Genomic DNA, 14,952 nt, shown 5'->3' with positions numbered 1-14,952 from the left:
TAAGGTATACTTCCTATCTTTGCAGACATTACGCCAAAAAGGCATACAACAAAGTTTTGGCAGAGGAGTTGTAAGTAGATAGAGGTACTGTTTTTGCAGTATGTACCTTACGTAAGAGAGCTTTATCATGATCAAATTCATATTCACCACACTACTCATCATTTTCTTCATCCGCATGGTTGCACCGGTGTTGTTCCGGTGGCTTTTGGGGATGTTCATAAAGAAGAAAGTGCGCAACGGCACGTTCTTCTACTCTAACATGCACCAGCAGCAACGCCAGCAACAGGGGCCCTATAACAACGGCGAACAGCAGAATGGCAGAACGGCTGGCAACGTGAAGATCGACTATATTCCAGAGAAACCGGAGCGGAAGGATTTCAACGGTGGGGAATATGTCGATTATGAAGAAGTAAAATAAAACTGTTATCTTTCAATCTCTATTCTGAGGTTTTTGAAAGTTATGACAACCACTTCCTTCGATTTTAAGCGGGATGCATTACCCCACATCATCGCTGTTCTCGTTTTCCTGATCTTAACGGCCGTATACTTCTCGCCGGTTCTTTTTGAAGACAAAGGCTTAGCGCAGCACGACATCCAGCAGTTCCAGGGTGGCGCCAGAGAAATACAACAATACCGTGAGACAACCGGTGAGGAGGCGCTCTGGACGAACTCCATGTTCAGCGGTATGCCAGCCTACCTGATCAACACGCACTTTCCAGGAGACTGGTCCCGGTACATACATTCTGTATTATCGTTTAACCTGCCAGCTCTGGCAGGTAACATTTTTGTCACGCTGCTTTGCGCTTACATTTTGCTGGTGGCCATGGGCATGAGTTCGTGGCTGGCCATTGTAGGCGCCATCGCCTTCTCCCTGACCTCCTATAACATTATCATTCTAGAAGCTGGTCACAACACAAAGTCCCTGACAATTGCTTACATCCCGATGGTGCTGGGTGGCTTGATTTACGCGCTGCGCCGTAACCTCTGGATAGGGGCTGCGCTGTTTGCCGTAGGCCTGACCATGAACCTGCATTTCAACCACCTGCAGATGACGTATTACATGCTGCTGCTGATAATCGTTTTTGCGGTGGTAGAGATAATCTACGCCATCAAACACGGCACCTTTGCAGAGCTTCTGAAGCGCGGATTGGTATTGGCAGTAGCGGCTATACTGGCCGTAGGCGTTAATTTTGGCCGGTTGTATACTACTGCTGAATACAGCGAGCACAGCATACGCGGCAGATCAGAACTGACACAGCCAAACAGCGGTGAGCGTGTGGGCGGTGGTTTGGACAGAGAATATGCCTTTAACTGGAGCTACGGTATAAGCGAAACGTTGACCCTGCTGATACCTGACTTTTATGGCGGTAGTACCACCGCACCATTGGAAACAGATTCAGAAACCTATCAGGCTTTTACCAGAATGGGGGTGCCACCGGGACAGGCAGAGCAGATTGTGAAGCAGGGCCTGCCCATGTACTGGGGGCCTCAGCCGATGACCAGCGGACCTGTATACGTAGGGGCTATTGTCTGCTTCCTGTTTGTGCTGGGGATATTTATTGTAAATAAACGTTGGGTCAGTTGGTTAGTAGCCGGCACCATACTTTCCTTTATGCTGGCATGGGGAAAGAACTTTGAAGCCTTCAACTACTTCATGTTCGACTATTTCCCGGGCTACAACAAGTTCAGAGCGGTGTCTTCGGCCCTGGTTATTGCACAGATCACCATGCCCTTTCTCGCAATACTGGCCCTCTGGAAGCTCATTAACGAAAGAGACCGGATTGAAGGCCTTGACAAGAAACTTCTTATTTCAGGAGGCATCACGGCAGGGATTTGCTTACTCGTATGGCTTTTTGCCGGAACAGCAAGCTTCGTAGGCGGTTCTGATCAGCAACTGATTCAAGCCCAGTTTCCTATCGATGCGATTCGTGCTGACCGTGAAAGTATGATGCGCAGCGATGCCTTCCGTTCCTTTGCCTTTATCCTGCTAGCTGCAGGTTTGTTGTACTTCTATGTTAAGAACAAGCTTTCTGCTACTGTGGTTATCGCTGGTGTAGGCGTGCTGCTATTGGTAGACCTGTGGTCGGTGGACAAGCGCTACCTGAACAATACCGATTTTCAGCAAAACGTAATTGCCGATTACTTCAGGCCAACACCAGTCGATCAGTTGATTATGCAGGACCAGGACCTGAGCTATCGTGTTATAAACCTGCCAAACCCATTCAACGAAGCCCGCACCTCTTACTATCATAAATCCATTGGCGGGTACCATGGCGCGAAGCTGCGCCGTTACCAGGACCTGATTGACCACCATATTGCACTGAATAACCTCGAAGTTTACCGCATGCTGAATACGCGCTATGCTATCACAGGTGATCCAAAACAGCCGGTACAGCGTGTACCGGGTGCCCTGGGCAATGCCTGGTTTGTGGAGGAAGTAAACCCGGTGCAGTCGCCGGATGAAGAGTTGGATGCCCTGACGATGTTTGACGCAGGCGAGACTGCCGTGGTAGATGTAAGCAAATTCCCAATCGAAAAACAGAATTTTGAGGCAGAAAACGCGAACATCGAGCTGGTGGAATACCAGCCAAACTACCTGAAGTATGAATATGAGGCAGCGGAGGAAGGCCTGGTGGTGTTCTCCGAAGTATACTATGCAGATGGCTGGCAGGCTTACCTCGATGGCCAGCCCGTGGACCACATCCGGGCCAACTATGTGCTGCGTGCCATGCAGGTGCCTGCCGGGCAGCATACCATTGAGTTCAGGTTTGCTCCAAAGGCTTATACCTTGGGCAACACTATATCCCTTGTATCTTCTATTCTGTTGCTGCTGGTGATAGTAGGAGCCATTGCTTATGGTGTGAAGAAGAAACCAACAAAAGAAGTACCTGTTGTAGAGAAAGTGTAGTTTGAGTTAGAAAGCTTAATGAAAGAGGGGGTAAGGTTTAAATTGTATATTGAGGCAAATCCTATACATTCTTCTTCCATCCTGTAAATCCTGATTCAGACAATAAATGAAAGCCTCAGCCAATGCTGGGGCTTCTTTTTGAAACATGGAAACACCACTCCAGCAATTAACAGACCCGTTCCTGCAGGAACGCCAGGTAGCGCTTTGGATAAAGCGGGAGGACTTGCTGCATCCGGAGATATCGGGCAATAAATGGCGTAAGCTAAAGTATAACCTACAAGAGGCAAAACAGCTGCAGCACCACACACTGCTGACCTTTGGCGGTGCCTACTCCAATCACATCGCGGCTACAGCAGCGGCGGGCAAAGCGTTCGGCTTCAAAACAGTCGGCGTTATCCGGGGAGAGGAGCACTTGCCGCTAAACCCCACACTCCGCTTCGCTACCTCCTGCGGCATGCAACTGCAGTATGTGTCTCGCGAAAAGTATCGGCAGAAAGATGACCCTGCTTTTCTGCAGGAGCTGTCGGAACAGTACAATCAGCCTTATATACTACCAGAGGGTGGCACCAATACCTTAGCGGTAAAAGGCTGCACCGAAATCGTGAAGGATATCTCCATTGACTATGACTATGTATGCTGTGCATCCGGCACAGGCGGCACGGTGGCAGGCATCATAGCCAGTTTGGCGGGAAAGAAGCAGGTGCTGGCTTTCCCGGCCTTGAAGGGTGGTGACTTTCTGCAAAAGGAAATAGAGCAGCTGGTTTATAATTTCTGCGGCCAAACTTATCATAACTGGCAACTTATTACTGACTATCACTTCGGCGGCTACGCAAAAGTAAAACCGGAGTTACTGGCTTTTATGCAGGCCTTCCAAAAGCAACACCATATGCCGCTGGAACCGGTCTATATCGGGAAGATGCTCTACGGCCTCTTTGACTTGATACAAAAAGGCTTCTTCCCTTCAGGCAGCCGAGTTGTAGCTATTCATACCGGTGGCTTACAGGGCAACGCCGGTTTCAAGGAGCGGCTGGGGGTGGAGGTGTAGTTAGCTTTCGAGCCTGGTTTTCCACTTTTCCAGCTGCCAACTAATTCCTGTAGCACCAAAGGCAAAAACAATGAACACGACGCTCATCAGGAAGCGCCCGGTTTCGTTTTCGCTTGTTATGGTGGTGATAAATGCCTGCTGTAGCACCAGCAACACGCCAAATACCCGGACAGGCAGCGGTATGCGATCTTTCAGTAGCGCGATGGCTCCGAACAAATACATGGGGTAGAGAAGCAGCGCGATCATGGTATTATGAAATACAGAAAAGAAAGGCTTGACATTTCCCCAGAACAGCAGGAAGCGCAAGGCAGACATCCTGAAAAAGTAGGAGGTATTGTCGCGCACAAACAAGTAGAGCTTCGTAAGTGGGGAGGCGTCTGCCGGGGGCATGATGATGGGTTTGTCTGAATGCACCAGCAGGCCCTTGTAAAGGTAAATCACCTCGCCCTTCTCGTAGGTTTCTACAACGGTAAAAGATTGCAGCAGGTACTGGTCCACGACCAAAATGGCAGCAAGCGGCACAATAACTACGCCCAATAAGAGCAAGCGGCGGGCCAGTTTGGTAGGCGCTGCCAGATAAGCTATTGTAATCAGGTAAGCGGCATAGGCAACCACGGCAATAAAGCCGTTTGGGCGAACTAACGCCACATAAAGCAACACCGGAACCGCCCAGAGCGACTGCCTCACCGAGTCCGCCTTCACAATAAGATAGAATGCAAATATCAGCAGGCTGATATACAGTGACTCCGTCATGATAAAGGCATGAAACAGCTGCAGGTCGTACCATATAATCAGCACAAAGGTAGCGAGGGCAGGAGCAAGTGTGTTGCCGGCTAATAGCTTTGTCGTGCGGTAGAAGAATATAGTGGCAATACCTGAGAGCAAAGTCTGCACAATGATTACTCCTTTCAAACTTAGCCCCAGCTTAAACATCAGCGCAAGAAACAGCGGGTAGCCCAGGTATTTGATGTAGTAGTTGTTAGCAAAGTGAAATTCATCTGCAATAGCGTGGGCATAGGTTAAGTACTCCCTGGAATCGTCGGTGGTGCGGACGCCGTATTTCCAGAAAAGTACCGCATGCAGCACTGTCCAAAGTGCTACGAGTGCTACCTGTATACTCTTTTCGGTTGCTGCACTTAGTTGGGTGCGAGGCAGCATTACTTGTAACTTATTGGGCATGGTTTATGTTGAGATAGCGTAAAAATAGTATAATTACACACGCTTCTAAAAAACTTATATCACTACATGCCCCTGCTCCGCCTCCTGTTTAAACTCATCCCCTGGATTCTCATCATACTGGCTGGTGTCTTCCTCTGGCGTACCTTCGGAGGCTATTTTGATAAGACAGAGGAGAGAGAGGTTCCGGAAGTGGTGGTGAATTACAATACGGTGCTGACTTCGGTAGAAGATATGGGCCGTATGGAGCTGGTGCGCTACAATTTTAAGGATGTGGTGGAGTATGAGAAAACCGTCAACCGCTTCATTCCAAACTCCAAACTGGTGCTTATTGTGTCTGGTGAGGCGGTAGGTTGTGTAGATTTTGCCAAAATCACGCAGGCTGATATCCAGTTTCAGGGGGATACGCTGGTGCAGGTGGCTTTGCCTGCTCCCGAAATCTGCTATTATAAAGTAGACCACAGCAAATCAAAAGTCTTCAGCAAAGAGAATACGTATTTTCAGGATGCGGAGCTGGTGGAAGAAGGATACAAGTACGCCGAGCAGAACGTGAAAAGGGCAGCCCTGAACTCCGGCATTCTGCGCCAGACAACAGAAAACGCTGAAAAAATACTCAAACCCATGCTGGAGGAAATCACGGGCCGCCGTGTCGTGCTGGTGCCACAGCGTAGAATTGAGAACCCGCAAGTGCCGCCAAAGCGTTAAAGGCGACACACGTATCATGTAGTTCGTAGCATGATTCAGGTACTACACCTCACAAAAAAGTAATTTAAAATTGTACGAGAAGGGCGCGAATGAACTCTTTTGTCTGTTTCAATAGAGGCTATAACGGGAAACCAGCTCCCTCTACTGTTTTGGGGGTTTTGGGGGTAGGGGCCCTCGACAAAAGGAGAGGGTTGGGGAGAGGTAATACGGCACAAGTGAGTCTGGAGGCTGCACACTGTACGTCACCGGTTGGATACCGGCGCCAGTAATTCCTTTTTGACTTTCTCACTCAAATTAATTTTCTAGCTTCTTCACTGCGTCCTGCACCAAGTCATTTTCATAGCCTTTGCTCATCAGGAAGTAGCTTAGCTTCTGGCGGCGCGCGAAAGGATTCTTTTCTTTTTCGCTGGCGTTTTTCTTTTCCAGCAGGCTTAGGAGATTTTCCTCATATACCTCCGGGTCAATTTCTTTCATGCCCTGTTTAATGCAGTAGTCGGAGATGCCCTTGCTTTTCAGGCCCTGCATGATTTTGCGGCGGCCCCACTTCTTCAGGCCATACTTGCCGCGCACATAACTTTGTGCGTAACGCTCCTCGTCGATCAGCTTTTCCTGGCTCAGGCGCACAATCAACTCTTCTACGTCGTCCGGCTCCAGGCCGTAGGAGTAGAGCTTGGTTCGGACCTCCTGCTGTGTGCGCTCCTGGTAGGCACAGTAGGCTGCTGCTTTTATCAACGCTTCCTTAGGGGTATAATGCTTCTGTTGCTTTTGTCGCTCCAAATCTATGTAGGTTGGTTATTCAAATATAAACAATCTGCCGCTATACATGGTTCTGAGCAGCCTTGTGAGCTAGAGAGTTGTTTTGAGTTAGAGAGTTAAAAAGTTAGAGAGTTAGAAAGTGAAAATGGAGCAGTCAAATGTTTAGACGCACTTTCTAACGGTACCCAACTATTTAACAATTCCACCATTTAACCATCAAAGCACAACAATTAGCAATCAACAATTCAAATCAAGACCTTTGCAGCCTTGACTTGAGCTAAAGTATATGCTTTCAAAAGGAGTTAAATACATGTTGCTGTCCACACTGTTCTTTTCGCTGATGAACGTCAGTGTGAAGCTGGTGTCGCATATACCGGCAGTGGAGGTGATTATGTTCCGGTCTATCATCTCACTGGTCATCAGCTACGCCTATCTGCGCAGGGCCAATGTGAGCGTATGGGGAAACAACCATGCCTGGCTGATTGCGCGGGGTGCTGTGGGAGCAACGGCATTGATTCTTTTCTTTAACACCCTTCAGAATATACCGCTGGCCACGGCAGCCATGGTGCAATACATGTCGCCCATTTTCACGGCGATACTGGGTATTTTTATGGTGAAGGAGCGGGTACGGCCCTGGCAATGGGTGTTTTTCCTGCTGTCGTTTTGCGGGGTGCTGGTGATTGAGGGCGTGGAAACAGATGTGGACACGTTTTACCTGTGGCTAGGGGTGCTGAGCGCTGTTTTCTCCGGAATTGCCTACACCATCGTGCGGAAGCTCAATACGCAGGAGCATCCGCTGGTTATTATCTTTTACTTTCCGCTGGTTACCTTGCCGGTGGTGGGTAGCTATACCCTGTTCAACTGGGTGCAGCCAGAAGGCTGGGACTGGGCGCTGCTGTTGCTGGTAGGTGTGCTTACACAACTGGGCCAGTATTACATGACGATGTCGTACCAGAGCGAGGAAATTTCTAAAGTAGCCAACCTTAATTATATCGGCATCATTTACGCCTTGATCTTGGGCTATATCCTGTTTGGGGAGACGTTTAATGTGTGGTCGTATTTAGGAATGGCCCTGGTGCTGCTGGGCGTGGTGCTGAATGTGCGCTATAAAACAAGGCTGACAAAGCAGGAAGCCCTGGCCCAGGCAAGCAAACCCTTCGAAAAGAACAGCTTATAGCCAAAAAGTGAATTTTGTATAAACATATTGGGCAGGTTTTTGCGTTAACTAAACAAATCTATGTCCCTGTTTTAAAATCCTTTGTCTCATAGCTTTGTCCACCTGCTTAGCTAAAGCGCCATAATTTTTGTACATGCGTCACTATTACCTGCTCATCCTACTCTTTCTGCTGCCGGTCTTTTCTATGGCTGGTGTACTGCGCGGGCGTATTACCGATGAAAACGGAAAGGGCCTGCCGTTTGCGAGCATCTACATTAAAGAGGCAGCCAGTGGCACCGCATCCAACGATGAGGGCTATTATCAACTGCAACTTAGCCCCGGTACCTATACCTTCGAGTTTAAGTATGTCGGTTACCGTGCTAAATTCGAGACGGTCACCATTGGGGAGGGTACGCAGGAACTGAATGTGCAGCTACAGCCGGAGGTGCTGAACCTGAAGGAAGTCATCGTGCGTGCTGCAGATGAAGATCCTGCCTACGGCATTATGCGTAACGCTATCCGGCTGGGCAAATATCACCGGAATGAGGCAAAAGCTTGGAGCGCCCGTGTGTACATGAAAGGTGTGTACCGCCTCGACAAAGTGCCGCCAAAGGTATTGGGTATAAAGGTGGTGGATGTAGATACGGGTATTGTGTACCTGTCGGAGTCTGTGTCGGAGCTGAGCTTTAAGAAGCCGAACAAGATAAACGAGCGCATCTTTTCGAGCAAGGTAAGTGGGCAGAAGAAAGGCTTCAGCTTTAACCAGGCCTCCGAAATGAACATCAGCTTCTATGATAACCTGATGAAGGTGGAGGGACTGAGTGAGCGGGGCTTTGTATCGCCGCTGGCTAATAACGCACTTTTCTACTACCGCTTCGAATACCTCGGAACTTTCCAGGAAGATGGCCGCACCATTAACAAAATTAAAGTGATACCGCGCCGCAAAAACGATCCGGTGTTTTCCGGCAATATCTACATTGTAGACGGCAGCTGGCGTATCCATAGCACCGACCTTCGGCTGACGAAAGACGCCGGCATTGACTTCGTGGACTGGATCCGGGTGCGGCAGGTGTATGCACCGGTGGCGGAGCAGATTTGGCTGCCCGTGTCGCAGCGCTTCAGCTTTGAGGCGGCAGGCCTCGGCTTTAAAGGCGGTGGATATGCCATGGCGGTGTATTCGAAGTATAGGGTACAGCCAGCTTATGCAAGACCTCCTAAGTTAGAGGAAGTAGAGCCGGAGCCAACTGTCACAGCAGAAGAAACCCCTATAGCGGAAGCCAGGCCTGCGAAGAAGCCAAAGATTAAACTTATAGAACCAGAGGAGGTGGCACTTGAGGCGGAAAAGCCTATTCACGACGACAAGCTGTTCAGCAAAGAGATCCTGGTGGTGGAGAAAGAGGCCAATGACCGGGACTCAGCCTATTGGGCAGAAATAAGACCGGTGCCGCTGACACAGGAGGAGGTAACGGATTACCAGGCAAAGGATAGCCTGGAGGTCATAAAAAAATCAAAGCCTTACCAGGATTCGCTGGACCAGGTACGGAATAAACCTTCCATTGGTAGTTTCTTTATCCGGGGATACACCTACTCCAATACTTATCAGAAGAGATTTTATAGTTTTAACCCGTTGCTGAGCATAACCGGCGGGCCCAGCATTTTGCAGTACAATACGGTAGAGGGGGTAGTGGCCGATGTGCGGATGGAGTATACCAAACGCTTTGAAGACCGCACCCGCTACGAGATAGCCCCTGCCGTGCGCTATGGGTTCTCGAATGAAAAACTGAACGCGAAGCTGCGCCTGACCTACCAGTATGACCCTATCAAAAACAGCACTGTGTCAGTGGAGGGTGGGCGTTACGTGGATCAAATCAGCACCGTGGATCCTATATCGCCGTTTGTGAACACGATCTACACGTTAGTGGCCGAACGAAACTACATGAAGCTGTACCAACGCGACTTTGGCCGCATCAGCTACCGCAGCGAACTGCTGAACGGCGTGTACTTTAACGGTTGGGTGGACTACGCGCACCGTATGCCGATGCAAAACACAACCGATTATACCTTCCGAAGCCGCGGGGGAGACACAGGAAGCCGCTTCACCTCTAATGTGCCTGTCAATGCCGAGCTGGCCGATGCTTCCTTCTCTCCACACGAGGCCCTGACACTGAGCCTGAATGTGAGTATACAGCCAGGGCAGGAGTATATTACCCGTCCGGATAACAAAATTAACCTGGGCTCGAAGTATCCGACTTTTGCGCTGGGCTTCCGAACAGGTATAAATGCCTTCGGTAGCGATGTCAACTATAGCACTGCTGCCCTCCGCATCAGCGACGATGTGAGTTTGGGCCTGCTTGGCCGCAGCAAGTACAGCGTAACGGGAGGCACTTTCTGGAACAAGCAGGAGATGTACCTCATGGACTACAAGCACTTTAACGGCAACCGCACCCTGTTTGCAGGCGTGTACGAAGGGTTCCAGTTGTTGGACTACTATCGCTACAGCACGAATAACAGCTACCTGGAAGCGCATTATGAGCATCATTTCAACGGCTTCCTGTTCAACAAAATACCACTGTTCCGCAAGCTGAAATGGCAGGAGGTGGTCAGCCTGAATTACCTGAACACACAGGAGTCGCGGAATTACCTGGAGCTGGGCATTGGTATTGAGCATATCTTTAAAGTGATCCGGGTTGATTTTGTGACTTCGTTCCAGGAAGGCAACAAGGCCAGAACCGGTATCATGTTTGGGTTTGGCTTCTAAAAAGCGGAGAGTTTACAGTCTCTAAGGTGTTTTTTTGATGAAATAATAGTGCAGACGCTGCAGTAGCATCTATTTGCACTATTCTAATTTTTCTCGTTGAGCGATTCAGAGCCCACGTCTCAGGACCCATTGTATAACCTATTAGCGCTATGCACGTTAAAAACAGTACAATAACTAATTGAGAAACAGACATGAAAATGACATCAAATATATTCAAAACAGGGGTAGCAGTGGCTTTTGCGGCTGTTGTAGGCTTTGGCTGTAACGGCGAGAGGCCAGCATCTAACCCCACCGACGATACAAGTACCTCAGCAGCAATTGTGGAGATGACGGATGCCGAGCACCTGAATGAGCCGCGCCCCTCTACAATAGGTGATAGTGCCGTAACCGGAGAGCAGGCCGACCAGTTCGGCGATATGCGCTCTAACGTGGATACGGCCGCGCGCCGTATGCATGAGCTGGATATGGAAAAACAGCGAAGAGAGAACCCGAACCAGCGTCCAAGGCCTACTACGCCTCCAAACCGGGAGATCGACGGACAATAAACTGGAGCTATCAAACAGAAGCCCCGCCAGCTCTACTGCTGGCGGGGCTTTTACTATTTTACAATCGCTGTAGTGCCTACCGGCGGTATGACCAGCCCATTCCCCCGCTTTTTGCGTCCTTTGATGTTCAGGTTATAGATAATGACAGAGACAAAAATCAACAGGTAAGCCAACAGCTTTGTCGGGGTCGTCTGCTCATTAAAGTACAGGAACGCCATCACAAAGTTGATAATAGGGTTGATGTACATCAGAATGCCGATGGTGCCGGAGGTAAGTTCTTTCAGTGCAAATAAATTCAGGAACAGCGGCAGAACCGTGAAGCAGGCACTTAAAATGGCGATATTGAGGAAGAAGTGATTGTTTAGCGCCACAGCGCTTTCTCCTTTAAAGTAGGTGTAAAAAGGAGCCAGGAGTGCAAAAGAGAGTAGCAACTGTAGCGTAAGCAGTATGATTTTATCGTAATTCTTCAGGAGGCGTTGCGTGATGAGGTAAAAGGCATAACTCAACGCAATAAGCAGGCTAAACAGCAGGCTTGATAATTCTCCGGTGCCTACCAACACACAACTCAGGGCGCTGAGGCCAATGGCCAGCCATTGGTTAACCCGTAATTCCTCCTTCAGCAAAATGAAGCCGAGCACCGCCGTCAGAATAGGGCAAAGCAAATAGGAGAAAGAGCCCGTTTGTATATTTATATGGTTGATAACGTATATAAACGCCAGCCAGTTGATAGTGAGCAGTGCACCGCCTAAAAAGGTATACAGCAGAAACAGGCGCTTCTCGCGAGCTGCTGCGCCTTTCACCTGCGCCAGTGTTTCCTGTAGCTGCCTGCGCCGGAACAAAACCGAGATGAGCAGCAGGAGCACTACAGAGAACGCTACCCGGAAGCACAGAATCTGCCCACTCGGATATGCCGCCAGCGCCTTAAGCGGGAAAGGTATAAAGCCCCAGATAACGAAGGCTGCAATGCCAGCCGTGTAATATGGTTTGGTATTGGTTGTTTCCATAAAGAGGAATCATCTAAAAGAGCGCAAAGGTAAAGAAAGCTGAAGCAGATGAAGTATAAGAGGCTGGTTTTTTGTAGTGAAAAATGTTCCTGTTCCACAACTTTCTAACGCTTTAACTTTCTAACCCTCTAACTCTTTTGACTCATTACACTATCTTTGGCACAAGCCTTATTTCAAATTCATGCTTACTTTTCAGGAACTCACTTCTATCGTTCAAGGCCATGTAGTGCAGTTAGTGCAGCCATGGCCTGTGGTGCACCTGCTCACCGACAGCCGCAAGCTTTCGCAGCCTGCAGGCACGCTGTTCTTTGCCATCCGGGGCAAGTACAACGACGGGCACAAGTACCTGCCGCAGCTGTATCAGCAGGGCGTAAGGGCTTTTGTGGTAGAGCAGGGTGAGGAGGCGGAGTTGAAGCAGCAGTATCCCGAGGCAAACATACTGCGGGTGGAAAACAGCCTGGAAGCGCTGCAAAAGCTGGCGGCATGGCACCGGGCAAACTTTCAGATGTCGGTTATCGGGATTACGGGAAGTAACGGCAAAACGATTGTGAAGGAATGGCTGGCGCAGCTGTTGAGCCCCGACGAGATGGTAGTAAAAAGCCCGCGCAGCTACAATTCGCAGTTGGGTGTGCCGCTGAGCGTGTGGCAGATGGAGCAGAACCATACCTTCGCCATTTTTGAGGCCGGCATCTCACAGCCCGGGGAGATGGAGAAACTGCAGCAGGTCATACAGCCAACCCTAGGCATCTTCACAAACATCGGCAGTGCCCATGACGAAGGCTTTACATCCCATCGGCAGAAAGTAGAAGAGAAGCTGAAGCTGTTTAAAGACGTTGATTTACTGTTTTACTGTGCCGACCATGCGCTGGTGCACGAGGCGGTGCAGGCAAAAGAGATTAAAGCTTTCACTTGGGCCAGAACACAGGCGGCAGACATCACCATCAAGGCCACCACCACAGTGGGGCATAAGACGATTGTGGTTTATACCTGGCAGGGCATGAAACAGCGGCTGGCGATTCCGTTTACTGATGAGGCTTCTGTGGAGAATGCGCTCCACTGCCTGGCGGTGCTGCTGTACCTTAGTCTGCCGCTCTCAGAGATTCAGGACCGGCTGGACCGCCTGCACCCGGTAGCCATGCGCCTCGAAATGAAAGAAGCTATTAACGGCTGCTACCTCATCGACGACACCTACAACAATGACCTTGCTGGATTAGCCATTGCCCTTGATTTGCTGGTAAACCAACCGCAGCGGGGCAAGCGCACCGTTATACTTTCTGATTTGCTGGAGTCGGGGCTGCCGGAGGAGAAGCTGTACAGACAGGTAGCAGAGTTGGTGCAGGCGCGTGGCGTGGAGCGGCTGATTGCCATCGGGGAGAAAATCAGCAAGTACAGGAATCTTTTTACAATTCCGGCAGCGTTTTATTCTTCTACAGCGGACTTCCTGAACCAGTTCATCCCAGGCCAGTTCCGGGATGAGTTAATTCTGGTAAAAGGTGCGCGTGTGTTTGAGTTTGAGAAAATTGTGCAGGCTTTCCAGCAGAAAGTGCATGGTACGGTGCTGGAAGTAAACCTTGATGCGCTCGTGCACAATCTCAATTACTACCGTTCTAAACTTGCCCCGGATGTACGGCTGATGGTGATGGTGAAGGCTTTTGCCTATGGCAGCGGCAGCTTTGAGGTCGCCAACCTGCTACAATTCCATCGCGTCGACTACCTGGCAGTGGCCTATGCCGACGAGGGGGTGCAGCTGCGCGAGAACGGGATTACGCTGCCGATAATGGTTATGAACCCATCGCCGGACAGCTTTGCAAAGCTGCGGCAGTATAACCTGGAGCCGGAAATTTATGCCCTGGAGCAGCTGCAGGCCTACGTCGCTTCCCTCTCTGGCGCTGTTACCTCTAAAATACACCTGAAACTGGACACCGGCATGCACCGCCTGGGCTTTACGGAGGAGGACTTTGAAGACCTGTTTACTTTACTAAAACAATATCCGCAGGTGCAGGTGATGAGCGCCTTCAGCCACCTGGCCGGTGCCGATGAGGCAGTACACAATGACTTCTCGCAGCTGCAAATCCGGAATTTCAGAAGTATGGCCGATGCCGTGGAGGCACAGCTAGGTTATAAGGTGATAAAACATGTGCTGAACTCAGCGGGAATTGTGCGTTTCCCGGAGCACCAGTTGGATATGGTGCGCCTGGGCATCGGCCTCTATGGTGTGGAGGCGACTGGAGATGAGCAGGAGGCGCTGCGCCCGGTGAGTATGCTGAAAACTACCGTATCGCAGGTGAAGAAGGTAAAGCAGGGCGAGACAGTCGGCTACAGCCGCAAAGGGATAGCGGATTCAGACAAAACCACTGCTACTATTGCCATAGGCTATGCCGACGGCTACGACCGCCGTTTCAGCAACGGTATTGGGCATGTGCTCATCCATGGGCAGCGCTGCCCCCTCATCGGCAACGTGTGCATGGACATGTGTATGGTAGATGTGACAGGGCTTGACGTAAAAGCCGGGGATGAGGTGACTGTGTTTGGCCCGCAGCTGACGCTGGTGGAGTTGGCAAAACGCATCGGCACCATTCCCTACGAACTACTCACCAACGTAAGCACCCGTGTAAAGCGGGTTTTCTACTCAGAGTAAAATTTGATTTGGAATTGAGGAGATGTGGAAGTTTGCTGCCGTTGGTGGTGCTTTCACCGACAACACATACTGACACTATATGATAGAAGGTGCGTTTTTAAGGTATAATCAGTAAATTCTGAAATTTGAGGATGGTAGTCTTAGCGCTCATCTCTATATTTTTTTTCATCTCTTAACCTGCTTATTTACAGACACTCATATCTCCTTGCCTCCAAATCTATAATTCTTTTGCTTTCCTACTGAACACCTTGTAACTTGCAG

11 protein-coding genes are annotated in these 14,952 nt (G+C 49.8%); 8 read left to right on the top strand and 3 right to left on the bottom strand.

Translation table 11 applies throughout. The features are described 5' to 3' along the window. Positions 1 to 127 precede the first annotated feature (127 nt). The 3 genes from DXT99_RS16415 to DXT99_RS16405 all read left to right on the top strand — a co-directional run bounded on the left by DXT99_RS16415 (position 128) and on the right by DXT99_RS16405 (position 3,953). Positions 128 to 418 (top strand): DUF4834 family protein, encoded by a 291-nt coding sequence (locus DXT99_RS16415; protein ID WP_115566663.1) that lies wholly within the window; start codon positions 128 to 130, stop codon positions 416 to 418. Positions 419 to 460: 42 nt separating this feature from the next. Then, a complete protein-coding gene (locus DXT99_RS16410) occupies positions 461 to 2,908 on the top strand; it encodes a YfhO family protein (RefSeq protein ID WP_115566662.1) in 2,448 nt (815 codons plus the stop codon). Between the two features lie 145 nt (positions 2,909 to 3,053). Further along, on the top strand, positions 3,054 to 3,953 hold the full coding sequence (locus DXT99_RS16405) for a 1-aminocyclopropane-1-carboxylate deaminase/D-cysteine desulfhydrase (RefSeq protein ID WP_115566661.1): 900 nt from the start codon (positions 3,054 to 3,056) through the stop codon (positions 3,951 to 3,953). Here DXT99_RS16405 and DXT99_RS16400 read toward each other — a convergent pair whose 3' ends face one another. After that, a complete protein-coding gene (locus DXT99_RS16400; RefSeq protein WP_147294240.1) occupies positions 3,954 to 5,132 on the bottom strand; it encodes a hypothetical protein in 1,179 nt (392 codons plus the stop codon). Between the two features lie 66 nt (positions 5,133 to 5,198). On the opposite strand from DXT99_RS16400, the gene DXT99_RS16395 reads away from it, so the two are divergent. Beyond that, entirely contained in the window at positions 5,199 to 5,834 is a 636-nt protein-coding gene (locus DXT99_RS16395; protein WP_115566659.1) for a DUF4230 domain-containing protein, read from the top strand. 294 nt (positions 5,835 to 6,128) lie between these two features. Here DXT99_RS16395 and DXT99_RS16390 read toward each other — a convergent pair whose 3' ends face one another. Next, the gene (locus DXT99_RS16390; RefSeq protein WP_115566658.1) at positions 6,129 to 6,611 is read right to left on the bottom strand and encodes a regulatory protein RecX; all 483 of its coding nucleotides are present in this window, start codon (positions 6,609 to 6,611) and stop codon (positions 6,129 to 6,131) included. A gap of 265 nt (positions 6,612 to 6,876) precedes the next feature. On the opposite strand from DXT99_RS16390, the gene DXT99_RS16385 reads away from it, so the two are divergent. The 3 genes from DXT99_RS16385 (at position 6,877) to DXT99_RS16375 (ending at position 11,049) form a co-directional block, all read left to right on the top strand. Then, entirely contained in the window at positions 6,877 to 7,767 is an 891-nt protein-coding gene (locus DXT99_RS16385; protein ID WP_262511366.1) for a DMT family transporter, read from the top strand. Positions 7,768 to 7,900: 133 nt separating this feature from the next. Next, complete coding sequence (locus DXT99_RS16380) at positions 7,901 to 10,504, top strand: DUF5686 and carboxypeptidase regulatory-like domain-containing protein (protein WP_115566657.1); 2,604 nt, start codon at positions 7,901 to 7,903, stop codon at positions 10,502 to 10,504. A gap of 197 nt (positions 10,505 to 10,701) precedes the next feature. Beyond that, on the top strand, positions 10,702 to 11,049 hold the full coding sequence (locus DXT99_RS16375; RefSeq protein ID WP_246000774.1) for a hypothetical protein: 348 nt from the start codon (positions 10,702 to 10,704) through the stop codon (positions 11,047 to 11,049). Between the two features lie 53 nt (positions 11,050 to 11,102). Here DXT99_RS16375 and DXT99_RS16370 read toward each other — a convergent pair whose 3' ends face one another. Next, positions 11,103 to 12,053: an EamA family transporter gene (locus tag DXT99_RS16370; protein WP_115566655.1), complete on the bottom strand. Its 951-nt coding sequence runs from the start codon at positions 12,051 to 12,053 to the stop codon at positions 11,103 to 11,105. Positions 12,054 to 12,234: 181 nt separating this feature from the next. Between DXT99_RS16370 and DXT99_RS16365 the strand changes: the two genes are divergently transcribed. Then, positions 12,235 to 14,691, top strand: a complete 2,457-nt coding sequence (locus DXT99_RS16365; RefSeq protein ID WP_115566654.1) for a bifunctional UDP-N-acetylmuramoyl-tripeptide:D-alanyl-D-alanine ligase/alanine racemase — start codon at positions 12,235 to 12,237, stop codon at positions 14,689 to 14,691. The last annotated feature ends 261 nt before the right edge of the window (positions 14,692 to 14,952 follow it).

Source organism: Pontibacter diazotrophicus, from assembly GCF_003367245.1.
In the GTDB taxonomy this organism is placed as follows: domain Bacteria; phylum Bacteroidota; class Bacteroidia; order Cytophagales; family Hymenobacteraceae; genus Pontibacter; species Pontibacter diazotrophicus.
The sequence above is the reverse complement of the archived record's forward strand: the minus strand, read 5'-3'. Positions and strand labels throughout refer to the sequence as shown.

What these genes read in the sequence shown, in the direction of transcription:
- DXT99_RS16415 (WP_115566663.1), top strand. Translation starts at nt 128, where the DNA reads ATGATCAAATTCATATTCACCACACTACTCATCATTTTCTTCATCCGC.
- DXT99_RS16410 (WP_115566662.1), top strand. Translation starts at nt 461, where the DNA reads ATGACAACCACTTCCTTCGATTTTAAGCGGGATGCATTACCCCACATC.
- DXT99_RS16405 (WP_115566661.1), top strand. Translation starts at nt 3,054, where the DNA reads ATGGAAACACCACTCCAGCAATTAACAGACCCGTTCCTGCAGGAACGC.
- DXT99_RS16400 (WP_147294240.1), bottom strand. Translation starts at nt 5,132, where the DNA reads ATGCCCAATAAGTTACAAGTAATGCTGCCTCGCACCCAACTAAGTGCA.
- DXT99_RS16395 (WP_115566659.1), top strand. Translation starts at nt 5,199, where the DNA reads ATGCCCCTGCTCCGCCTCCTGTTTAAACTCATCCCCTGGATTCTCATC.
- DXT99_RS16385 (WP_262511366.1), top strand. Translation starts at nt 6,877, where the DNA reads ATGCTTTCAAAAGGAGTTAAATACATGTTGCTGTCCACACTGTTCTTT.
- DXT99_RS16380 (WP_115566657.1), top strand. Translation starts at nt 7,901, where the DNA reads ATGCGTCACTATTACCTGCTCATCCTACTCTTTCTGCTGCCGGTCTTT.
- DXT99_RS16375 (WP_246000774.1), top strand. Translation starts at nt 10,702, where the DNA reads ATGACATCAAATATATTCAAAACAGGGGTAGCAGTGGCTTTTGCGGCT.
- DXT99_RS16370 (WP_115566655.1), bottom strand. Translation starts at nt 12,053, where the DNA reads ATGGAAACAACCAATACCAAACCATATTACACGGCTGGCATTGCAGCC.
- DXT99_RS16365 (WP_115566654.1), top strand. Translation starts at nt 12,235, where the DNA reads ATGCTTACTTTTCAGGAACTCACTTCTATCGTTCAAGGCCATGTAGTG.